General features: G+C 68.9%; 19 protein-coding genes. 8 read left to right on the top strand and 11 right to left on the bottom strand.

The window, feature by feature from the left end:
* Nucleotides 1-71: 71 nt before the first annotated feature.
* The 10 genes from tatC to BM144_RS00615 all read right to left on the bottom strand — a co-directional run bounded on the left by tatC (nt 72) and on the right by BM144_RS00615 (nt 6,413).
* The gene (tatC, locus tag BM144_RS00660) at nt 72-866 is read right to left on the bottom strand and encodes a twin-arginine translocase subunit TatC (RefSeq protein ID WP_092948803.1); all 795 of its coding nucleotides are present in this window, start codon (nt 864-866) and stop codon (nt 72-74) included.
* A gap of 65 nt (nt 867-931) precedes the next feature.
* Nucleotides 932-1,423 (bottom strand): Sec-independent protein translocase protein TatB, encoded by a 492-nt coding sequence (gene tatB, locus BM144_RS00655; protein ID WP_092948801.1) that lies wholly within the window; start codon nt 1,421-1,423, stop codon nt 932-934.
* 72 nt (nt 1,424-1,495) lie between these two features.
* Complete coding sequence (tatA, locus tag BM144_RS00650) at nt 1,496-1,759, bottom strand: Sec-independent protein translocase subunit TatA (RefSeq protein WP_092948799.1); 264 nt, start codon at nt 1,757-1,759, stop codon at nt 1,496-1,498.
* A gap of 105 nt (nt 1,760-1,864) precedes the next feature.
* Nucleotides 1,865-2,221, bottom strand: coding sequence for a histidine triad nucleotide-binding protein (locus BM144_RS00645; protein ID WP_092948797.1), 357 nt, complete (start codon nt 2,219-2,221; stop codon nt 1,865-1,867).
* 48 nt (nt 2,222-2,269) lie between these two features.
* Nucleotides 2,270-3,310, bottom strand: coding sequence for a patatin-like phospholipase family protein (locus BM144_RS00640; protein WP_092948795.1), 1,041 nt, complete (start codon nt 3,308-3,310; stop codon nt 2,270-2,272).
* Nucleotides 3,303-3,692, bottom strand: a complete 390-nt coding sequence (locus BM144_RS00635) for a DUF4870 family protein (RefSeq protein WP_092948793.1) — start codon at nt 3,690-3,692, stop codon at nt 3,303-3,305. Before BM144_RS00635 ends, BM144_RS00640 begins: the two co-directional genes overlap by 8 nt.
* Nucleotides 3,689-4,123 (bottom strand): phosphoribosyl-ATP diphosphatase, encoded by a 435-nt coding sequence (locus BM144_RS00630; protein ID WP_092948791.1) that lies wholly within the window; start codon nt 4,121-4,123, stop codon nt 3,689-3,691. The genes BM144_RS00635 and BM144_RS00630 overlap by 4 nt, the downstream gene beginning before the upstream one ends.
* A 5-nt stretch (nt 4,124-4,128) precedes the next feature.
* Nucleotides 4,129-4,536 (bottom strand): phosphoribosyl-AMP cyclohydrolase, encoded by a 408-nt coding sequence (hisI, locus tag BM144_RS00625; protein WP_491893104.1) that lies wholly within the window; start codon nt 4,534-4,536, stop codon nt 4,129-4,131.
* A gap of 109 nt (nt 4,537-4,645) precedes the next feature.
* Nucleotides 4,646-5,446: an imidazole glycerol phosphate synthase subunit HisF gene (gene hisF, locus BM144_RS00620; protein ID WP_092949498.1), complete on the bottom strand. Its 801-nt coding sequence runs from the start codon at nt 5,444-5,446 to the stop codon at nt 4,646-4,648.
* Between the two features lie 94 nt (nt 5,447-5,540).
* Nucleotides 5,541-6,413: a D-hexose-6-phosphate mutarotase gene (locus BM144_RS00615; protein ID WP_092948789.1), complete on the bottom strand. Its 873-nt coding sequence runs from the start codon at nt 6,411-6,413 to the stop codon at nt 5,541-5,543.
* Nucleotides 6,414-6,565: 152 nt separating this feature from the next.
* Here BM144_RS00615 and BM144_RS00610 point away from each other — a divergent pair, with 152 nt between their 5' ends.
* The gene (locus tag BM144_RS00610) at nt 6,566-7,900 is read left to right on the top strand and encodes a dicarboxylate/amino acid:cation symporter (protein WP_092948787.1); all 1,335 of its coding nucleotides are present in this window, start codon (nt 6,566-6,568) and stop codon (nt 7,898-7,900) included.
* Between the two features lie 69 nt (nt 7,901-7,969).
* Here BM144_RS00610 and galE read toward each other — a convergent pair whose 3' ends face one another.
* Entirely contained in the window at nt 7,970-8,986 is a 1,017-nt protein-coding gene (gene galE, locus BM144_RS00605) for a UDP-glucose 4-epimerase GalE (protein ID WP_092948785.1), read from the bottom strand.
* A gap of 325 nt (nt 8,987-9,311) precedes the next feature.
* On the opposite strand from galE, the gene BM144_RS00600 reads away from it, so the two are divergent.
* The 7 genes from BM144_RS00600 to pelG are packed head-to-tail and all read left to right on the top strand — an operon-like array spanning nt 9,312 to nt 22,117.
* Nucleotides 9,312-12,182: a bifunctional glycoside hydrolase/polysaccharide deacetylase family protein gene (locus BM144_RS00600; protein ID WP_092948783.1), complete on the top strand. Its 2,871-nt coding sequence runs from the start codon at nt 9,312-9,314 to the stop codon at nt 12,180-12,182.
* Nucleotides 12,142-16,179, top strand: coding sequence for a tetratricopeptide repeat protein (locus BM144_RS00595; RefSeq protein ID WP_175525904.1), 4,038 nt, complete (start codon nt 12,142-12,144; stop codon nt 16,177-16,179). Before BM144_RS00600 ends, BM144_RS00595 begins: the two co-directional genes overlap by 41 nt.
* Nucleotides 16,180-16,222: 43 nt before the next feature.
* On the top strand, nt 16,223-16,777 hold the full coding sequence (locus BM144_RS00590; RefSeq protein WP_092948781.1) for an LpoB-related protein: 555 nt from the start codon (nt 16,223-16,225) through the stop codon (nt 16,775-16,777).
* A gap of 7 nt (nt 16,778-16,784) precedes the next feature.
* Nucleotides 16,785-18,203: a PelD GGDEF domain-containing protein gene (locus BM144_RS00585; RefSeq protein ID WP_092948779.1), complete on the top strand. Its 1,419-nt coding sequence runs from the start codon at nt 16,785-16,787 to the stop codon at nt 18,201-18,203.
* A complete protein-coding gene (locus BM144_RS00580; protein ID WP_092948777.1) occupies nt 18,196-19,209 on the top strand; it encodes a tetratricopeptide repeat protein in 1,014 nt (337 codons plus the stop codon). The genes BM144_RS00585 and BM144_RS00580 overlap by 8 nt, the downstream gene beginning before the upstream one ends.
* Nucleotides 19,206-20,744 carry a GT4 family glycosyltransferase PelF gene (gene pelF, locus BM144_RS00575; protein ID WP_092948775.1) on the top strand — a complete coding sequence of 513 codons (1,539 nt, stop codon included), beginning with the start codon at nt 19,206-19,208 and terminating at the stop codon, nt 20,742-20,744. Before BM144_RS00580 ends, pelF begins: the two co-directional genes overlap by 4 nt.
* The gene (pelG, locus tag BM144_RS00570; protein WP_092948773.1) at nt 20,744-22,117 is read left to right on the top strand and encodes an exopolysaccharide Pel transporter PelG; all 1,374 of its coding nucleotides are present in this window, start codon (nt 20,744-20,746) and stop codon (nt 22,115-22,117) included. The genes pelF and pelG overlap by 1 nt, the downstream gene beginning before the upstream one ends.
* Nucleotides 22,118-22,164 lie beyond the last annotated feature (47 nt).

The following is a 22,164-nucleotide window of genomic DNA, read 5'->3' as shown; positions in this document are numbered from 1 at the left end:
GGGGTGGAGGGACAGCCCGCCGCGGCAGCAGTAGCAGCAACAACAGCAGCAGCAGCCGGCCCGCTCATCGATCAGGCCGCCGGCTTCTGCGCATCCGCATCCTCCGGCGCCTGCGTGTGCCGGATGAACAGTTGCGCGGCCCAGATGCCCAGTTCGTAGAGCAGGCACATCGGGACGGCAAGCGCCAGTTGCGACACCACGTCGGGCGGGGTGACCACGGCGGCGATGATGAAAGCGATCACGATGAAGTAGCCGCGGAAGCCCTTGAGCTTGTCCACGCTGACGATGCCCATGCGCGCGAGCACGACGACGACGATGGGCACCTCGAACGAGAGGCCGAAGGCGAGGAACATGGTGAGCACGAAGCTCAGGTAGGCCTCGATGTCCGGCGCGGCGGTGATGCTCTTGGGCGCGAAGCTTTGGATGAAGCTGAACACCTGCCCGAACACGAAGAAGTAGCAGAAGGCGACGCCGAAGAAGAAGAGCAGCGTGCTCGACACCACCAGGGGCAGCACGAGCTTTTTCTCGTGCGAGTAGAGGCCCGGCGCGACGAAGGCCCAGACCTGATAGAGCACCACGGGCAGCGCGACCAGGAAGGCCGACATCAGCAGGATCTTGAGCGGCACCATGAAGGGCGAGATCACCGAGGTGGCGATCAGCGTGGCGCCGGCCGGCAGGTGCGCCACGAGCGGGGCGGCCAGCAGGTCGTAGAGGTGGCCCGGCCCCGGGTAGAAGAAGAGCGCGGCGGCGGCGATGCCGATGGCGATCACGGCCTTGATGAGGCGGTCGCGCAGCTCCATGAGGTGCGCGACGAACGGTTGCTCGGTGCCGGCGAGTTCGTCTTCGTGGGAGGGGGTGTCTGGCATGGTGGAGAGTGTGCGTTCCCGCGAGGCCGATCGGAGAGGCCAGCGCCGTCAGCGGCCCATCGGCATCAATAGAGCTTGCGGGGGCGGAAGCGCGCCACGCGCGCCGCGCCCGACTGGGCTTTGGTGCGCACGCCGGCACGGGCCTTGAACCACTGCGGGGTGGCGCTGCGCTTGAGGCGCCAGTTCTTGCCGGGGTGTTTGTAGGTGGGAACGATCTGGGAATAGGACATAGCCGCATCGGCGGCGGAGGCATCGCCGGTGGTGGCGCCGCCCGGACCGGCGAGGCCGTTGTCCCAGTCCTTCTGGAAATCGCTGGCGTGGGTGTGGATGCTCTGGTGCACGTCGCGCGCGGCGCCCTCCACCGTGTCCTTCATCTTGCGCAGCTCGTCCAGTTCCATGGAACGGTTGACCTCGGACTTCACGTCGGCCACGTAGCGCTGGGCCTTGCCCAGCAGGGTGCCCACGGTGCGGGCCACGCGGGGCAGTTTCTCGGGGCCGATGACGATGAGCGCCACGGCGCCGATGAGCGCCATCTTGGACAGGCCGATGTCGATCATGGGGAGCTGAGCGGGAGGGGAAGGAGCGGTCGGTTCGACGAAAGGGCGCGGCGCGGGCCGTGGATCGGGCGATCAGCCCTTCTGCTTGGCCTCGACGTCGATGGTGGCCTTGTCGGCGGCGTGGGCCGAATGGTTGGTGACCTGGCCGGCCGGCGGCGTGGCCGTGGTGGTGGAGGGTGGCACGCCGTCGGGGGTGCTGCCGTCCTTCATGCCGTCCTTGAAGCCCTTGACGGCACCGCCCAGGTCGGAGCCCATGTTCTTGAGCTTCTTCGTGCCGAAGACCATCACGACGATGAGCAGCACGATCAGCCAGTGCCAGATGGAAAAGGAACCCATGGAAATCTCCTAACGAATACGGTCCATTCTAGACCCCGCGCATGGCGCGGAAGTTTCATATCCCTGACCCGGGCCGGGAAGCGGCGCAGCCGCCCAGGGGGATGCTCATCCCTTCAGCCAGGGGCGGGGCCCGCCCATGACGTGCAGGTGCAGATGGTGCACTTCCTGCCCGCCCTCGGCGCCGGTGTTCACCACGATGCGGAAGCCGCCGTCGGGGTACGGGTTGCAGCCCTGCTCCGCCGCCAGCCGGGGGGCCAGCACCATCATGCGGCCGAGCAGGCCTGCGTGGGCGTCGGTCAGGCCGGCCATGGAGTGCACATGTTCCTTGGGCACCATGAGGAAGTGGACCGGAGCGCCGGGATGGATATCGTGGAAGGCGAAGACCTCGTCGTCTTCGTACACCTTCCGCGAGGGGATCTGGCCGGCGATGATCTTGCAGAAGAGGCAGTCGGGATCGTGCATGGTGGGGTGCGTGGGTGGAGCGGGCCGGCGGGTGGCCGCCGGCCGGGGTCAGGCATTGTCAGCGATGTTCACGCTGGGGCGCACCCCCACGTCGCCGTGGTGGCGGGCGATCCATTCCTGCCCCGCGGTGCGCCCGAGCGCGAAGAGCTGGCGCACGAAGGCCAGGTCCGCGCGCATCTTGCTCGACGCGCCGAAGGCGGCCAGCACCGAGCCGCCGTCGATGCGGTGCATGCGCACGCTCTTGTAGCGCTCGGCATCGAGCTTGCCCTCGGCCAGCAGGCGCCGCACGAAGTCGATGGCGCGCATCTCGGCCAGCAGGCTGGCGTTGAAGGTGACCTCGTTCATGCGCTCCATGATGTCGGTGGCGCTGTCGGGCAGCTCGGGGTGCTCGATGGGGTTGATCTGCACGAGCAGGATGTCGGCGCAGCGCGTCTTGTAGATGAGCGGGTGCAGCGCGGGGTTGCCCGAGTAGCCACCGTCCCAGTAGTGCTCGCCTTCGATCTGCACGGCCTTGAAGAGCAGCGGCAGGCAGGCGGACGCCATGACGGCGTCGGCGCTCAGGCGCTTGCCGGAGAAGATCTCGCCGCGGCCCGTGCGCACGTTGGTGGCGCAGACGAACACGCGCGGCCCGTGCGTGGCGCTCAGCACGTCGAAATCGACCTCGCGCTCCAGCAGGCGGCGCAGCGGGTTGATGCCCAGCGGGTTGGTCTGGTAGGGCGACAACCACTGCGACACCATGCCCATGAGCGGCGTGGAGGCAAGGGGCACGCCCCACAGCAGGCTGCCCATGGCGCCCACGCCTTCCCAGAGCCGCGTGAGCGATTCGCGCGCCATCTCGCAGCCGCGCTGGTGCAGCGCCTCGCCGTGCAGGCCGGCGGCATGCTGGTGGTGGGCCTGCGCGAAGCCATGGGCCAGGGCGACGGCGTTCATCGCGCCGGCACTGGTGCCGCTGATGCCCTCGAAGCGGAAACGGCCGTCTTCCAGCAGCGCGTCGAGCACGCCCCAGGTGAGCGCGCCGTGCGATCCCCCGCCCTGCAGGGCGAGGTTCAGCGGCACCGATCCCGGCGCCGGGGCCGCGTGCTCAGACATCGATGGCCTGGCCCTTGTTCATCGACACCATGCCGCGCACGATGCGGTAGAGGAACCAGATGGAGATCAGCGCCCAGGCGATCCAGCCGGGGATGAGGAACAGCAGCCACAGCGGCGCGGTGACGAGGTAGAGCACGCCGGCCCAGATCACCGTGCGGATGCGCCACGAGAAATGCGACGCCTGCCACGTGCCGTCGGCGTCGCCCTTCTTCACGAGGTCGAGCACCAGCGCGATGACGAGCAGCGCCGCGCCCGGCTGCGCGCCCGGGATGACGGCACCCACGGCGACGATGAGGTGCAGGATGTAGCTCACCCAGCCGACGGTCTTGAGCGACTCGGCGCGCTCGCTGGTTTCGATGTCGGTGATGTCGTTGGGGTTCATGGCGACGGGCCTCCTTGTTCGTCGGCGGCGCGCTGCACGGACTTGCGCAGCGCTTTTTCTTCGATGCCGCTCGTGCCTTCGCGGCGCTCCAGCTCGGCCACCACGTCGGCGGGCGCGAGGCCATAGTGCGCGAGCGCGATCATCGAATGGAACCAGAGGTCGGCGATCTCATAGACCAGCTTGGACGGGTCGGCGCCGTGGTCCACGTCCTTGGCGGCCATGACAACTTCGGTCGCCTCTTCGCCGATCTTTTTCAGGAAGGCGTCCGGGCCCTTGTGCAGCAGGCGCGCGACGTAGCTCTTCTGGGCATCGCCGCCGTGGGCGGGCTTGCGGCTCTCGATCACGGCGGCGAGCCGCGCGAGCGCGTCGCTGCCCGCGGGAGCGGCAGCGAGGGAGGTGCCGGCGGCGGCCGGTGCGCAGGGGTTCGTCATCGCTGTCACTTGTAGATGGACTCGGGGTCTTTCAAGACCGGATCGACGGCCTGCCAGGCGCCGTTTTTCAGCACGCTGAAGAAGCAGCTGTGGCGGCCGGTGTGGCAGGCGATGCCGGGCTCGTGCCCGAGCTGGGTCACCTTGAGCAGCACCACGTCGTTGTCGCAGTCGAGGCGGATCTCGTGCACGGTCTGCACGTGGCCGGATTCCTCGCCCTTGAACCACAGCCGGTTGCGCGAGCGGCTGAAGTACACCGCGCGCCCGAGTTCGGCCGTCTTGCCGAGCGCCTCGCGGTCCATCCAAGCGAACATCAGCACGTCGCCGGTGGCCGCCTCCTGCGCGATCACGGGCACGAGGCCCTGCGCATCCCATTTCACTTCGTCGAGCCAATTCATCGCCGCATTCTCCGCCATTTGTCCACCCCCTTGATGACACGCCAATTGCTATATCTTTAATAGCAAACTATTGAATGAAAACGGCGGCATGGAGCCGTTTTCATTCCAAACCCCGTGGATACGGCACTCAGAGCCGCACGGGCACGCCGCGTTCGGCCATGCGGGCCTTGGCCTGGCCCACGGTGTACTCGCCGTAGTGGAAGATGCTGGCGGCCAGCACCGCATCGGCGCCGCCCTGCTGCACCCCGTCGGCCAGGTCGTCGAGGCTGCCCACGCCGCCCGACGCAATCACCGGCACGCCGACCGCGTCGCTCACGGCGCGTGTGAGCGCGAGGTCGAAGCCCGACTTGGTGCCGTCGCGGTCCATGCTGGTGAGCAGGATCTCACCCGCGCCGCGCCGCGCCATCTCCGAGGCCCAGCGCACGGCATCCAGGCCCGTGTTCTTGCGGCCGCCGTGGCTGTAGACATCCCAGCCGGGGCCCAGGGGCGCACCGTCCGGGCCCGGGCGGGCCGCGTCTTCGGCCGTGCGCCGCTTGGCGTCGATGGCCACCACGATGCACTGCGCGCCATAGCGGGCCGAGGCGGCGTCGATCACGTCGGGGTTGGCGATGGCCGCGGAGTTGAAGCTGGTCTTGTCGGCGCCCGCATTCAGCAGCCGACGCACGTCGTCCACCGTGCGCACGCCGCCGCCCACGGTGAGGGGGATGAACACTTGGCTGGCGACGGCCTCGATGATGGGCAGGATCAGGTCGCGCCCGTCGCTCGTGGCGGTGATGTCGAGGAAGGTGAGTTCGTCCGCGCCCTGGCCGTTGTAGCGCGCGGCGATCTCCACCGGGTCGCCGGCATCGCGCAGTTCCAGGAAGTTCACGCCTTTCACGACGCGGCCGCCGGTGACGTCCAGACAGGGAATGATGCGTTTGGCCAGCATGGGCGGTTCCTGCAAAAGAAGAAGAAAAAGAAAAAACGAAGAAGAGGAAAGGAAGAAAGGGAGCGGAGGCCCGCGGTGCGCAGGCCCCGGCCGGTCAGTGCAGCGCCTGGAGGTGCTGCCAGCCGGTCCATTCGGCGCCAGGGGCGACTTCCACGGGCGCATGCACGCAGGCCGCCTCCACGCACAGCATGTGCTGGAAGCCGTCCTCGGGCATGTCGGCCAGGCGGGCGCAGAGCGCGGCGCCGGGGTTCCAGACGACGGTATCCGCAAAGGAGGTGCTCTGCGTGATCGCGAGCGCGCCCTGCCCCGTCTCCACGCGCAGCGGCTGCGATGCGTCGGGCACGGAGAACACGCTGTCGTATTCGCCGTCGAACCGCACCGGGCCCTGCTGCACTTCGCGGCGGTCGGCCACGGCGTCCCAGCGCGCGCGGCCCTGCAGGCCATCCACCTGCGCCCGTGCGATGCCCTGCACCCGCAGATAGGTGTGCAGCGCACCGGTGAACGACCACGGCGCGTCGCCGCGGTTGCGCAGGGAGAGCGTCAGCCGCAGCGCATCGGGCGCGAGATCGACCTGCAGGCGGGCGCCGAAGGCGTGCGGCCAGAGCGCGCGCGTGGCCTCGCCGTCGTCCAGCGCCAGGACGGCGCGGGCTTCGTGACCGCCCGAAGACTCGGACACCAATTTCCAAGGCAAATTTCGCATGAATCCATGCTTGGGAAGCGGGCCGCGCTGGTTGAATTGGGGGCAGCAGACGGGCACGCCGCCGCGGATCGCGGTGTGTCCGTCGCGGGCCGATCGGGGGCTCAAAAAGAGCCGCTCCGTGCCGTCGGCGGTGGTCCAGGAAAGCACCTGCGCCCCCTGGAGCGCCACGGTGGCGGCCTCTCCGCGGGCGGTTTGCAACCGGACCGCGGGCATGTCCGGAAACGGCTGGGACAGGGCTTCGGAAACGTTCATGGCGGGGTCGGACATGTGCTGGATTGTAGGAGTCGGGCCGCCTTGCGGTGCCTCAAAAGCGGCGCGGCAAGGCCCTGGAACGCGGCAGGGATTGAACGACAATGCGCCACCCTGAAACGGCGCAAGGAGAGCGCCGGGGGATCCATTGCCCATTTCTGCCTTGCACCATGCCTGAGAACAAAAGAAAGCTACCACCCACCGTCAGCATCCTCATCGCGATGCTGCTCGGCATCTTCGTCGGATACCTGATCAACACCCACGTCGCAGACAAGGCGGGGGTGGCAGGATACATCTCGATCATTTCCGACATCTTCCTGCGGCTCATCAAGATGCTGATCGCGCCGCTGGTGTTCTCCACCCTGGTGGTCGGCATCGCGCACATGGGCGACGCCTCCTCGGTGGGCCGCGTGTTCGTCAAGGCGATGGCCTGGTTCCTCACGGCCTCGCTGATCTCGCTGGCGCTGGGCCTGATCCTGGCCAACGTGCTGCAGCCGGGCGCCAACCTCGGCCTGCCGCTGCCGGAGACCCACCAGGCCACGCAGCTCGCCACGGGCAAGTTCACGCTCAAGGAGTTCATCAACCACCTGGTGCCCCGGTCGTTCGCCGAAGCCATGTCCAACAACGAGATCCTGCAGATCGTGGTGTTCTCGATGTTCTTCGGCATCGCGCTCGCCAGCCTGGGCGACAAGGCCCGCACGCTGGTGCGCTGCGTGGAAGAGCTCTCGCACGCCATGCTGAAGATCACCGGCTACGTGATGCGCTTCGCGCCGCCGGCCGTGTTCGCCGCCATGGCCGCCACGGTGGCCACCAACGGCCTGGGCATCCTGCTCAAGTTCGCGGTCTTCATGGGCCAGTTCTACCTGGGCCTGCTGATCCTCTGGTCGCTGCTGATCGCGGCCGGCTTCATGGCCCTGCGCGGCCGGGTGTTCAAGCTGCTGCGCAACATCCGCGAAGCCTTCCTGCTGTCGTTCGCCACCGCCAGCTCGGAAGCGGCCTATCCCAAGCTGCTCGACGCGCTGGACCGTTTCGGCGTGAAGCGCCGGGTGTCCAGCTTCGTGATGCCGCTGGGCTATTCGTTCAACCTCGACGGCTCGATGATCTACTGCACGTTCGCCACGCTGTTCATCGCGCAGGCCTACGGCATCCATCTGCCGCTCGAGACGCAGGTCACCATGCTGCTGATCCTGATGCTCACCTCCAAGGGCATGGCCGGCGTGCCGCGCGCCTCGCTCGTGGTCATCGCCGCCACGCTGAACCAGTTCCACATTCCCGAAGCAGGCCTGCTGCTGATCCTGGGCGTGGACACCTTCCTCGACATGGGCCGCTCGGCCACCAACGCCGTCGGCAACTCGATCGCCGCCGCCGTGGTGGCGAAGTGGGAAGGCGCGCTGCTCTCCGAAGAGGAAGCCGCCATCCATGCCGCCACGCTGGACACCCAGCCCGACGCCGCCACGGCACCGGGCCATCTCCCGGGCGAAGCCATCCCGCGTCCGGCCACCTGAGGGCCCGGCCCTCTTCCGCGGGGCGCCCCGAGCGCAGGGCCGCCCCGACTCTTCCTTCCCCCGTGGCCGTCAGCCGGCCAGCAGGCTGCGCGCCACCCCGTCCTGCCAGCGCCATGCATCGGCGCACATGCGGTCCAGCCCATGGCGGGCCTTCCAGCCGAGCAGGCGCTCGGACAGCCCCGGGTCGGCCCAGCAGGCGGCCACGTCGCCCGGCCGGCGGGCGACCACCTGGTAGGGCACGGGCCGCCCGCTCGCGGCCTCGAATCCGCGCACCATCTCCAGCACCGACACGGGCCGGCCCGTGCCCAGGTTCACCGTCAGCAGGCCGGGGTGCTCGCGCAGGTAGCGCAGCGCCGCCACATGGCCGTCGGCCAGGTCGCAGACATGGATGTAGTCGCGCACACCCGTGCCGTCCGGCGTGGGGTAGTCGCCGCCGTACACGCTCAGCCGCTCGCGCAGCCCCACGGCCACCTGGGCCACGTAGGGCAGCAGGTTGTTGGGAATGTCCTGCGGGTCCTCGCCGATGAGCCCGCTCTCGTGCGCACCCACGGGGTTGAAGTAGCGCAACCGGGCGATGCGCCAGCGGCCGGGCTCGGAGGCATCCACGTCGGCCAGCACCTGCTCCATCATGAGCTTGCTCTGCCCGTAGGGATTGGTGGCCGACAGCGGGAAATCCTCGCGGATCGGCAGCGAGGCCGGCTCGCCGTAGACCGTGGCCGACGAGGAGAACACCAGGGTGCGCACGTCGGCCTTGCGCATCGCGCGCAGCAGCGCCACCGTGCCGGCCACGTTGTTGTCGTAATACGCCAACGGCTCGCGCACCGATTCGCCCACCGATTTGAGGGCCGCGAAATGGATCACGGCATCGACACGGTGCTCCGCGAAGATCCGGGCCAGCAGCGTTTCGTCGCGCACGTCGCCTTCGATCAGGTCCGGAACGCGGCCGGTGATGCGCCCGACCCGCTCCAGCACCGAGCGGCGGCTGTTGCAGAAGTTGTCGAGTATGAGGAACGGCAGCCCGGCCTCGGCCAGTGCCACGCAAGTGTGTGAGCCGATGAAGCCGGCACCGCCTGTGACGAGTATCACGCGCTGAACTCCCTGGTGAATCCGGCCGAAGATGGCCTGCGTACCAGCGGCATTGTGGGCCGCTGGATTCCCGCGGGGCGGAAAGCCCACTGTCCAGATGCTGCACCAAGAATCCCATCGCCATGAAAGTGCGACAGAATCGGGCAATATCGAAACTATGTAGCAGATTGTTTTTTTCTATGAAATGTTCATTGTGTCGTTGATCGGGACACGATGTCTCCCATTGGAGGGAGCCTTCCGCCCCTGAAGGGGGCCGAACGAAGGCACCACGTTTCCCTGGCCTCCAGGGAAACCCTTAGACGTTTTCACCATAAAACCAGAGCTCGTGCCCAGACGCCTAAGATCGTTGTTTTTTTGCCTTTGCCTGCAGCTGTGCGCGGCCGCATGGGCTGGCCTGCCAGCCGTGGCCCTGCATTACGGCCCCTCGGCACCGCTGGCCGAGCTGAAGGTTTTCGACATCGTGGTCGTGGAGCCCGACCACGGCTATGACCCCCAGGCCTTCGCCAAGACCGGCAGTGCGCTCTACGCCTATGTGTCGGTGGCCGAGGTGCAGTCTTCCCGCGCCTATTTCCGCGACATTCCCGACGCCTGGAAGATGGCCCGCAACGGCGCCTGGAACTCCGAGGTGGTCGACCAGACCCCCGCGGATTGGCCCGAGTTCTTTGCCACGCGCGTCGTGGGCCCGCTCTGGGAGCGCGGCTACCGCGGCTTCTTCCTCGACACGCTGGATTCCTACCGCCTGGCCAAGCAGTTCGACGAGGCCGCCCAGCAGCAGGGGCTGGTGCGCGTGATCGAGACGCTGCACCAGCGGTATCCGGGCATCCGGCTCATCCTGAACCGCGGCTTCGAGATCGTGCCGCGCGTGAAGGACAAGGTCCAGATGGTGGCCGCCGAATCGCTGTTCCGCGGCTGGAATGCCGGCACCCGCCGCTACGAGGAGGTGAAGGCTGCCGACCGCGAATGGCTGCTCGGCCAGTTGCGCACGATCCGCGAGCGCGACGGCCTGCCGGTGATGGCCATCGACTACGTGCCGCCCACCGACCGGGAGCTCTCCCGTGCCACGGCCGAGCGCATCAAGGCGCTGGGCATCATCCCGTGGGTGACCGACGGCCACGTGCGCACCGTGGGCGTGGGCACGGTCGAGCTGGCGCCCCGCCGCGTGCTCATCGTGTACTACGGTGGCGAATCGCCGGCGCTCAACTATTCGTCGGCCCACCGGTTCCTGCAGATGCCGCTCAACCACATGGGCTACGTGGTGGACTACGCCGACGTGCGCAACCCGCTGCCCGAGGGCATCCTGCAGGACCGCTACGCCGGCATCGTGACCTGGTTCTCGGGCTTCCTGCCCGAGGCGCGCACGCGCACCGTGAGCCAATGGATGCTGGCACGGCTCGCCGAGCGCACCCCGGTCGCCGTGATGGGCAACTTCGGGTTCGCGCTGGACCGCCAGTTCAACGACGCGCTGGGCATCAAGGGCAACGCGAGCCCGCCGCGCGGCGAGCAGCAGGTGGCCACGCAGGACCCGATGATGGGCTTCGAGCTGGCGGTGCAGCCTTCGAGCGGGTCGCGCTTCGAATGGGTGCTGCGCAACGGCGCCCCCGTGCAGCAGCCGGCCCGGGCGCTGATCGAGCACCGCGATGCGCGCGGGGGCTCTTACATCGGCGGCGCGATCCTGCCCTGGGGCGGCTTCGTGACCGACCCCTTCGTGGTGACGGAAGTGCCCGGCACCGACTACGCGCGCTGGATGGTGGACCCCTTCGCCTTCCTCACGCAGTCGCTGCGGCTGCAGCCGCTGCCCATGCCCGACGTCACCACCGAGAACGGCCGCCGCCTGCTGTTCTCGCACGTGGACGGCGACGGCTTCCCCTCCCGCGCGGAACTCGCGGGCAGCCCCAATGCGGGCCAGGTGCTGCTCAAGGAGATCTTCGAGAAATACCCCCAGGTGCCCCAGACCATGTCGGTCATCGAAGCCGAAGTGGCGCCCCACGGCCTGCACCCGGACACCAGCGCGGAGATGGAGGACATCGCCCGGCGCATGTTCCGCCTGCCGCACGTGGAGATGGCGAGCCACACCTATTCGCACCCCTTCCTCTGGGACCGCAGCGTGCGCCATGGCCTCTTCAGCGACAACTCCGAGGCAGCGATGAGCCTGGACGTGCCGGGCTACACGATGGACCTGCGGCGCGAGATCGTGGGTTCCACCGAATACATCAACAGCCGCCTCGCGCCGCCCGACAAGCGCGTGAAGATCCTGCTGTGGTCGGGCGACACGGCCCCCAGTGCCGAGGCGCTGGAGATCACCGAGCGCGCGGGACTGCTCAACATGAACGGCGGCGACACGTCCATCACCCGCACCAACCCCTCGCTCACGGCGATCGGCGCGCACGGCATCCAGAAGAACGGCTATCTCCAGGTGTATGCGCCCATCACCAACGAGAACATCTACACCAACCTCTGGCGCGGCCCCTACTACGGGTTCGAGCAGGTGCTGCAGAGCTTCGAGATGACCGAGAAGCCCCGCCGCATCAAGGCCGTGGACATCTACTACCACGTGTACTCGACCAGCAAGCGCGCCGGCCTGAACGCATTGCGCAAGGTGTACGACTGGGCCGTGGCGCAGCCGCTGCACCCGGTGTTCGCCTCGGAATACATCCGCAAGGTGCGCGACTTCCACACCATCGCCATCGCGCGCGACGGCGGTGGCTGGCGGGTGCGCGGCGACGGCGAACTGCGCACGCTGCGCCTGCCGTCCGCGCTCGGCACCCCCCAGGTGGCGGCGAGCCAGGGCGTGGCGGGCTACCGCGGCAGCGGAGAGGGCGGGGTCTACGTGCACCTGACGGGCGGCTCCGCCTGGCTGCGCACGGCCGAGCCATCGTCGCCCCCGGCGGCCGAGGGCGCGCCGCCGGCCTCCGCCCCCGCGCCGGCGACCAAGCCCGCGCCCTACCTTTTCGAAGCCAACGCCCGCATTGCGGACTGGAGCGCCACGGCCGACGGTACGCGCACCGATTTCCGCCTGCAGGGCCACGCCCCCATCGCCTTCAGCCTCGCGAATGCGCGCGGCTGCCAGGTGCGCGCCGACCAGCGCGTGCTCGCCCCCGAACGCCAGCCCGCCGCCGCCGCGGGTGGCGCGGATGTCCTTGCCTACCGTCTGACCCATGCTGCTGCGCAAATCCAGCTCCAGTGCCCAGGCCGCTGAACGGCCCGTCCTGGCGCCGCCCTGGCTGATCACGCTGCTTGCCGGCATGGTGGGCGGCGGGCTGTGGCTGCTCTATCCGCGCCAGGATCTGGAGCGGCGCCTGGCGGAAACGGAGAATTCGGCACTGTCCGTGGCCTACCTGCACAACCTGCTGCGCAGCGACCCCGACAACCCGCGGCTGCGGCTGCTGCTGGCACAGCGGCAGATCGCCGTGGGCCAGATGGCCGACGCGCGCGCCACGCTGCAGCCCGCGCTGGATTCGCCCGACCCGCAGATCCACCGCGATGCGCTCTGGGCGCTCTGGGAACTGTCATACACCGAATACCAGCGCACGCCCGAGCGCGAAGGCACCTACCGCAAGGCCATGCGCGAAGACCTGCTGCGGCAACTGCGTGCGCTGTCCGCCGAGCCCTGGCCGCTGGAGCGCCGCCTGGTGCTGACCCGCCGCGCCGCCGAGCTGCAGGACCGGGTGCTCGGCGCCGCCCTGAGCCGCAAGATGGCCGAGGAAGCCACCGACCCGCGCGAGGCCGCACTGCTCTACGAGCGCGCCGCCAAGGAAGCCCTCGGCCAGGGCGACTACGCCGGCAGCGCCGAGCTCTACCTGCTCGCGCGCAAGGTCACGCCGGAGCCCGGCAAGGCCAAGGAGTTCTACCTCTCGGCCGTGCGCACGCTGCAATCGGGCAACCGGCCGGTGGCCGCGCTGGAGATGGCCGAGCGCGAGATCGGCCCGCTCGCCCGGGATCCCGACATCCTGCTCATGATCACCCAGCTGGCGCGCGCCGCCGGCAAGCCCGCGGTGGCGGACCGCTATGTGCGCCAGCTCCTGCGCATTTCGTGGCTGCACCAGTGGCAGGATGCGGGCTCCACGGCGCTGGCGGCCCTCGTGCCGCCCGTGGGCGCGATGCTGCGCCCCATGGCCTGGCACGGCGCGCCACCGCCGGCTCCGTCCCCCGAACCCGCGGCACGCTACGACGACGGAGCGCACTGGCTGCGCCCCCCCGCATTGCCGGGTGCCGACGCATCGACCGAAGGCGCATGGCGGCAGTGGCACATGGCCGGTCCCGCACCTGCGGCGCCCGCTTCCGCGGCACCGTCCGCGCCGGCGCCCGCAGCGGCCCCGCCGGCCGCAGCAGCACCGCCCGTGCCCATCCCCGCGCACCTGCTGCCCTACGACGAGAAGATCTATACGCTGGCCTACGAAGTCTTCCTGGAGAACCGCAAGCTCGACGACGCGTGGCTCATCGCCCATGCCGCCGTGCAGGCCCGGCCCGACGACCTGGCCTGGCGCGAGCGGCTCGCCCAGGTGTCGGAGTGGTCGCGGCGGCCGGGCACCGCGCTGCAGAGCTGGCTGTTCATCGCCCAGCGCACGCAAAAGGATGCCGCCTGGCAGGCCGTGCTGCGCATCGCGCCCGGGCAGTTCGACGACACGGCGCTGGTGCAGGCCATCCGCTTCCAGCTGCGGCAGCGGCCCGACGACTTCCCGCTGATCCAGCAGTTGGTGGCGGCCTACGAGCGCATCGGTGAGCCGCAGCCCGCCATCGATTACCTGCGGCAGCACGGCAAGATCCCAGCCGCAGTGGAACTGCTGGCCCAGTTGGCCGAGCGCGCCGGCCAGCCCACGCTGGCGCTGGACACCTGGCGCCGGCTGCTGGCCGATCCGCAGCAGCTCACGCCCGAGCGCGCGATGCGCGCCGCCGTGCTGGCCCTCACGCACGACCGCCCGGACGAAGGCCTGCAGTGGCTGGAGGACGCGCAGCGCCGCCAGGCGCCCACGGAGGCGGCGGCGATGGATTTCTGGCGGCTGACCGGCCAATTGGCCGAAAGCCGGCAGCGGCAGGCGCTTGCCGTCAAGGCCTACCGCGCGCTGGTGCGCGCGCAGGACCACGACCGCTCGGACTACGACGCGCTGATCCGGCTGCTGATGGTGGACCAGCCGCTCGAAGCCGCCCAGGTGTCGGCGCTGGCCTGGGAGAAGTTCGACGACCCGCGCTATCTCGTGGACGCGCTGTCGGTGTATTCCAGCCGCAACCAATGGGCCGCCATGGGGGCCTTGCTGCGCAAGATCGACGCCAGCCCGCAAGCCAGCAAGCGCTCGATGGCCGGTCTGCAGGCGATCCCCGAGTTCCTGCGGCTGGCCGGCGGCTACTACCAGAACCAGGGCGACCTCGCGCAGGCGCGGCGCTACTACGAGGCCGGCCTGCGCGCCAGCCCCGACTCGTCCGAGATGCGGCAGGCGCTGATCTGGCTGTTCATCGACAGCAACGATGCCGTGTCGCTGCGCACGCTGCTCGCCACACAGGAGCGGCAGTGGGCGCGCGACGAAGACGTGCACGATGCGCTGGCCGGCGCCTACCAGGCGCTGTCGTTGCCGCAGGTGGCGCTGGAGCGCTACCTCACTCCGCGCATCGCACGGCACCAGGACGATTTCCTGTGGCTCATGAACTATGCCGATGCACTGGACCAGAACCAGCAGGTCGACCGGTCCTGGCGCCTGCGCCGGGAACTGCTCTCGCGGGAATGGCGTGCAGCGCGGCAGGGCGAGGCCGGCAAGCGGCTGACCCCGCAGCAGGCCCGCGCGCGCTGGCTCACCGAGGAGGGACTGGACACCACGCGCCGCATCGCGCGGGCGCGCCTCATGCTCACGCAGCGGCCGGGCGATCCGGCACTGGATGTGCTGCGTGAATTGCTGCGACTGGACACCGACGACCGCGACCGCATGTCCAACGCCGCGGCGGAAACCGCCATCGGCTGGCTCCAGGACGCGGGCGAATACACGGCCGAGCGCGGCTTCCTCTGGCACCAGTACGCCAAGGCCCAGGGCAAGCGCACCAATCGCCCCCTCTGGGCGGAGATCACCGTGGCCCTGGCCGAGGACGACAAGGCCGCGACCGGCCAACTGCTGCAGGAGTTCGACGAGCGTCTGCCGCGCTACGACCGCGTCAATGCGGCGCGTGCCGTGGACGATGTGCGCCTGGCGCAGAGCGCGGCCTTCGAGGCGCAGGGCGAGCAGCGCGAGGACGAACCCCTGCAGCTGCAGCTCACCGAAAGCCTGCTGGCCTTCAGCGACCACGCGGGCGGCTACGTGAAGCTGCAGCAACTGGGCGGCATGGACGAGAACGAGGGCGCCAGCCGCTTCCATATCGCCTTCAGCCCGCGGCTCGCGCTCGACATGGACTTCGCGAGCATCCGCCGCACGTCGTCCAACCCGCTGACCGTGGTGAATCCGCCCGACGAAAGCGTGTTCGACGCGCGCCTGCACTGGCGCCATCCGGACGGCGAAACCACGTTGCGCGCCGGCCGCCGCGTGAGCTTCCAGGTCTACACGCCCGTGCAGATCGAGCACGAGCAGCGCATCGACAACCGCCTGTCGCTGCGCATGGAACTGGGCATGCAGCTGCCGAGCCAGGAAAGCCTGGCCCTGCGCATCGCGGGCATGAAGCAGCGCGCAGGCGCGAGCCTGCGCTACCAGGCCACGCGCCAGGACCGCTTCATGGTCGAGTACGCGGCCGAGCGCTACCGCCTGCAGACCGGCGCGGACCTCGGCAGCGGGCGGCACACGACGCTGAGCTATACCCACACCTACCGCCAGGAGGCGCCGCTGCTGGAATTCGGCGCGTTCTGGTCGCACCACGACTTCTCGCGCAACGACCTGGCGGCGCTCTCGCCGCGCGACCAGGAGTACCGCCGCTACCTGCTGCCCGGCCTCATCCCGGGGCCGGACTATTTCATCCCGGACAGCTTCAGCTACTACGGGCTGCAGGTCTCGACCAACATGCGCTACGAGGAAGAGTACACGCGGGGGCTGCGGCCCTACGCCAGCGTGAGCCGCACCTGGCACAGCCTGCTGGGGCCCGGCTACGAGCTGCGCGTGGGGGTTGCCGGCAGCGTGCTCGGCAGCGACCACCTGGGCCTCACCTGGGGCACCGGAAAATCCGGCCTGCAATTGCAGCAGGGCATCACCCGCAGCCTGCTCTTCAGCTACCGGCTGCATTTCTGATCCGAACACCGAACCGTTTTTTCAAAGAAGAGAGGACTCCCCCATGCAACATCCACGCACCCTGCTGCAACGCCTGCGCACCTGCGCAGCCGGAGGCCTGATCCTGGTGATGCTCGCGGCGTGCTCCACCATCGACCGCGGCACGCCGCCGCCGCTGGAGCGCAATGCCACCTGGGTGGTGCTGCCCTTCGCCAACCACACCGAAACGCCGCTGGCCGGCAACCGCGCGGAAGCCATCACGCTGGCCCTGCTGCAGGCCCGCGGCGTGGGCCGCGTGCAGCGCTACCCCACGAGCACGCAGCAGGAGGCCCTGTTCGACGCGGGCGATGCCAAGCGCCAGGACGAGGTGCTGGCCTGGGCACGCGAGCAGCAGGCCAAGTACGCGCTGACCGGTGCGGTGGACGAATGGCGCTACAAGGTCGGCGTGGACGGCGAACCCGCCGCGGGCGTGACCCTGCAGATCATCGATGTCGCCACCGGCGACACCCTCTGGAGCGGCGCGGGCGGCAAGAGCGGCTGGAGCCGCGAGTCGCTCTCGGGCGTGGCGCAGAAGCTGATCCGCAATCTGCTGGATTCCGGCCTGTCCGGTGCACGCTGACGCAGCCATGCCTCCGGAGACTTCCTCCCCCTCGTCCTCCTCCCCCCGCCGCCGCGCGGTCGGTGCGGCGCCGGCCGGCGCCCCCCAGGCCACGGGCAAGAAAAGCCTGCGTCCTCTGCCCGAGCATCTGCTCGGCAAGCTCGCAGCCACCGACACGCGCCCGGCCATCATGCTGCTGGAGACGCTGCTGCTGCCGGGCATCGCGCTCGCGCTCGGCGTGCTGCTGCACCCGCAGGATCCGCTGTGGAGCGAAGGCGATTTCCCGTGGGCATGGCTGGCGCCCGTGATCGTGGCGCTGCGGTATGGCCCGCTGGCCGGGCTGGGCGGCGCCGTCGTGCTGCTGGCCGGCTGGCTGCTGATCAACTTCGGGCACTACGACCGCTTTCCGCAGCTCTTCTTCCTGGGAGGGCTGATCCTCGTGCTGCTCGTGGGCGAGTTCTCCAGCCTCTGGCAGGCGCGCACGCGGCGCGCCGAGAGCGTGCAGCTCTACCTGGACCAGCGGCTCGAACATCTGGTCCGCCAGTACTACCTGCTGCGCCTGTCCCACGACCGGCTGGAGCAGGAACTGATCGGCCGGCCCATGTCGATGCGCGACGCGCTCGCGACGCTGCAGAGCGTGGGCGGCCAGGAACACGACCCCGTCCAGGGCGCCCAGACGCTGCTGCGCCTGCTGGCGCAGTACTGCCAGCTCGAGTCGGCCGCGCTGCATGCCGCCACCGAGGACGAGGTGCAGGCAGAACCGGTGGCGCGCATCGGCAGCAACACCGAACTGCTCGACACGCGCGACCCGCTGGTGGTGCAGGCGCTGGAGACGCGCAAGCTCTGCCACATCAGCCAGTTGCTCGAACACCGGCAGCAGACCCGCTACCTCGCCGTCGCGCCGCTGCTGGACCTGGGCGGCGAGATCTACGGCCTGCTGGTCATCGAAGACATGCCGTTCTTCTCGCTGCAGGACGAGAACCTGCAGACCATCAACCTGCTGCTCGGCTACTACACCGACGGCCTGGCGATGCAGACCCTGGCACGCCCCATCGTGGAGCGGATCGCCGACTGTCCGGCGGACTTCGCCTTCGAAGTGCAGCGCCTCTCGCATATGCGCGACACCACCCGCGTGCCGAGCATCGTCGTGGCGCTGGAATTCCTGCCGCGCGCGATCGAACGCGGCCTGCCCGCGCAGATCGAGCGCCTGAAGCGCGAACTCGACGAAAGCTGGCTGATCGCCGGCGCCGAGCGCCAGGTGCTGGCGCTGCTCATGCCGCTGGGCGACCTCGCCACGGCCGAGGGCTACATCAACCGGCTGGAGAACTGGTCGCAGCAAAAGAGCGGCCAGCCGCTGGCGGAATCCGGCATCTTCCCGCACGTGGTGCCGCTCGAAGGCGCGCCGCTCGCGGTGCTGGAGCAACTGCACAGGATCGCCCATGCTTAACCTGAAGTTCGGCATCTCGGCACTGCTGCTCGAAATCAGCGCGTGGAGCGGGCCCGTGCTGCTGCAGGGGCGCTCGGATGCCGCGCTGGCCAGCTACCTGCTCGCGCACCTGCTGGCCTGCGCGATGCTGTCGCTGTGCCTGCTGCCGCTGCTGTCGGGCGAGCAGGCCCGTCCGCGCCTGCCGATCCTGGGGCTCATGGCCGCCTTCAGCTATGCCGTTCCCATCGTCGGCTTCGTGGGCGTGGGGGTGGCCGTGGTGGTGCTGCGCCTCTACCGATCGCCCACGGGGCAGGACGATTTCGAGTCGCTGCAGCTGCCGGAATTCGACCTGCACCAGCGCATGCAGGCCAGCTTCCGCCAGGCCGGCCTGCGGTCCTTCCTGGGCAACGCCCAGGCCCCCATGCAGACCCGCATGCGCGCCATGGTGGCGCTGCAGCACGTGTCGGGCCGCATCGCGTCGCCGCTGCTGCGCAGCGTGCTGAGCGACCCGAGCGAAGACCTGCGGCTGCTGGCCTACGGCATGCTCGACACGCTGGAAAAACGCATCAACCGTACCATCGACAGCGAGCTGGATGCGCTGCGCCGTGCCGAGGCCGAAGAAGGCACCACGCCCGGCCCCCGGACGCTGGAGTCCGCCCACCGGCTCTCCGACCTCTACTGGGAGCTGGTCTACCAGGAACTCGTGCAAGGCGATCTGCGCACCCACGCCATCCATGAATCGCTGCGCTACTGCGAGAGGGTGCTGGGGCACGAGCCCGGCAACGCGCAGCTCAACCTGCGCCGCGGCCGCCTGCTGCATGCCCAGGGCCAGATCGCCGAAGCCGGCGAAGCCTATGCCCGCGCACGCCAGCTGGGCCTGCCGGCCACGCGCGTGCTGCCCTACCAGGCCGAACTGTGCTTCGAGCGCAAGGACTTCGAGCAGGCGCGCGCGCTGCTGCAGGAGCTGGGCCAATGGCGTGCCCTGCCACGCCTGCGCCCGGTGCTCGACTACTGGAACGCCCGATGAGCGACGCCCGTCCGCAGGCCCAGGAAGCCGACATCGCTCTGCTGCTCGAAGGCACGTTCCCCTACGTGAGCGGCGGCGTGTCGAGCTGGATCAACCAGGTCATCCGCGCCTACCCCGAATACCGCTTCGCCATCATCTTCCTGGGCAGCCGGCGCGAGGACTATTCGGGCTTCAAGTACGAGCTGCCGCCCAACGTGGTGCATTTCGAGGAGCACTACCTCTACGGCCACCTCGGCGTGCGGTCGATGCCTGCGCGGCGCAAGGGTGACCGCGCGGCGCTCGAGATGGTGCGCACGCTGGTCGATTCATTCCGCATCGGCAACCGCAGCCCCGAGGCCATCGCGGCCTTCCAGCGGATCAGCCTGGAGATGCAGCCCGGCGGGCGCCTGCCGCTGGAGGATTTCCTCTACAGCGAGCGGGCGTGGGAGATCATCTGCCAGAGCTACCGCGAGCACTGCACCGATCCGTCGTTCGTGGACTACTTCTGGACCGTGCGCATCATGTACCAGCCGCTCTGGATGCTCGCGCGCGTCGCCAAGAGCATGCTGCGCGTGCGCATGGTGCACTGCGCCTCCACCGGCTATGCCGGCTACCTGGGCGGGCTGGTGCAGCAGATGCGCAGCGTGCCGCTCATCCTCTCGGAGCACGGCATCTACACGAAGGAACGCAAGATCGACCTGTTCAAGAGCGAGTGGATCCGCGACAACCGCAACATCTTCCAGCGCGACCCCACCGAGCTGTCGTACTTCCGGCAGATGTGGATCCAGTTCTTCGAGTGGCTGGGCTACTACTGCTATGCGGCCGCGGACCCGATCATCGCGCTCTACGAGGCCAACCGGCTGCGGCAGGTGGCCGATGGCGCGCCGGCCGAGCGCACCTTCAACATCCCCAACGGCATCAAGCTCGCGCGCTTCGCGCCGCTGCGCGCGCAACGGCCCGCCGAGGTGCCGCCCATCCTCTGCCTGATCGGCCGGGTGGTGCCCATCAAGGACATCAAGACCTTCATCCGCGCGATGCGCCGCGTGGTGAACCAGCGCCCCGATGCCGAGGGTTGGATCGCCGGCCCCACCGAGGAAGACCCGGCCTACGCGCAGGAATGCGAGAACCTCGTGCGCAGCCTGGGCCTGGAGAACAACGTGCGCTTCCTCGGCTTCCAGAAAGTGGAAGACCTCATGCCGCGCATCGGCCTCATCATCCTCTCGTCGATCAGCGAGGCCCTGCCGCTCGTGCTGCTGGAAGGCTATGCAGCGGGCGTGCCGGCCGTCTCGACCGACGTGGGCTCGTGCCGACAGCTCATCGAAGGGCTGGACGAAGAAGACCGCGCGCTCGGCGCCTCCGGCAAGGTGGTGCCCATCGCCGACCCGCAGCAGCTCGCGGACGCCTCGCTCTCGCTCATCAACGACGCGGCCGCCTGGCAGGACGCCAGCCGCGCCGCCGTGGCGCGCGTGGAGCGCTATTACACCGACACGCTCATGTTCGACCGCTACCGCCGCGTGTACGAACACGCGTTCCAGCAGACGGAGGGCCCCCGCTGATGGCCGGCATTGGATTCGAGCTGCGGCGCATGCTGCGCAAGAACACCCTGGTGGGCCTCGTGCAGGCCTACGCCTACGCCGGCGTGATCGGCTCGGGGCCCTGGGTGTTTTCGATCGTGGGCATCCTGCTCATCGGTATCTTCAGCGCGAGCGTGGTGGTGCCGGGCGTGCTGGTCACGCAGTTCCAGACCTCGGTCACCTACATGGTGGCCGGGAGCCTCATCCTCACGGGCCTCGTGCAGCTGGCGTTCACGCGCTTCGTGTCGGACCGGCTCTTCGAGAAACGCAAAGACGCGATCCTGCCGAACCTGCACGGGCTGATGCTGGTCACCACCGTCGTCGCGGCGGGTCTCGGATCGCTGGCGCTCTTCTTCCTGCTGCCCCAACTGGGGCTGGTCTACCGCATGCTGATGCTGGCGGGCTTCACGCTCATGTGCGATGTGTGGGTGCTCACGGTGCTGCTCTCGGGCATGAAGCGCTACAAGGCCATCGTGGCGCTTTTCGGCATCTCGTACGGGGTCATCGTGGTCAGCTCGCTGCTGATGCGCCCCTGGGGCCTGGAGGGCCTGCTCGCGGGGTTCGTGCTGGGCAATTACCTGCTGCTGGCCGGCATGTGGCTGCTGGTGGTGCGGGAGTTCAACCCGCGCGGCCGGATCATCGCCTTCGATTTCGCCGATGCGAAGCTGCTCTACCCGTCCCTGGTGGCGATCGGGTTCCTATACAACTTCGGCATCTGGGTGGACAAGTTCATGTTCTGGTACTTCCCGCCCACGTCGGAGCCCATCATCGGGGGGCTGCGCGCCTCGCTGATCTACGACCTGCCGGTGTTCCTGGCCTACCTGTCCATCATTCCCGGGATGGCGGTGTTCCTGGTCCGCATCGAGACCGACTTCGTCGAGTACTACGACAAGTTCTACGACGCCGTGCGCAGCGGCGGATCGCTCGAATACATCGAGGCGATGCGCGATGAAATGGTCTATTCGATCCAGCAGGGGCTGGGCGAGATCGCGAAGATCCAGACCCTGGCCGTGCTGATCACGTTCGTCGCCGGGCCCACCATCCTGAGCGGGCTGGGCATTTCCCGCCTCTATCTGCCGCTGCTGCACGTGCAGGTGATCGGCGCCGGCCTGCAGGTGGGCCTCATGGCCATCCTGAACGTGTTCTTCTACCTGGACCAGCGCCGGATCGTGCTGCTGCTGTGCGTGCAGTTCGTGGTGCTCAACGTGCTGCTGACGGGCTTCACGCTGCACACGGGTGCGGCGCTGTACGGCTACGGATTCGCGGTGGCCACGCTGCTCACGCTGTGCACCGGCATGTACCTGTTGTCGCGCCAATTGAACCGGCTCGAATACGAAACTTTCATGCTGCAGTAGCCGGCGCCGCGCCACAATGGCCCCACCAGAGCGACTACCGGGGAGGG

Origin of the sequence: Paracidovorax konjaci (genome assembly GCF_900112675.1) — a bacterium.
GTDB classification, from domain to species: domain Bacteria; phylum Pseudomonadota; class Gammaproteobacteria; order Burkholderiales; family Burkholderiaceae_C; genus Paracidovorax; species Paracidovorax konjaci.
This window is presented reverse-complemented; position numbering and strand designations above follow the sequence as displayed.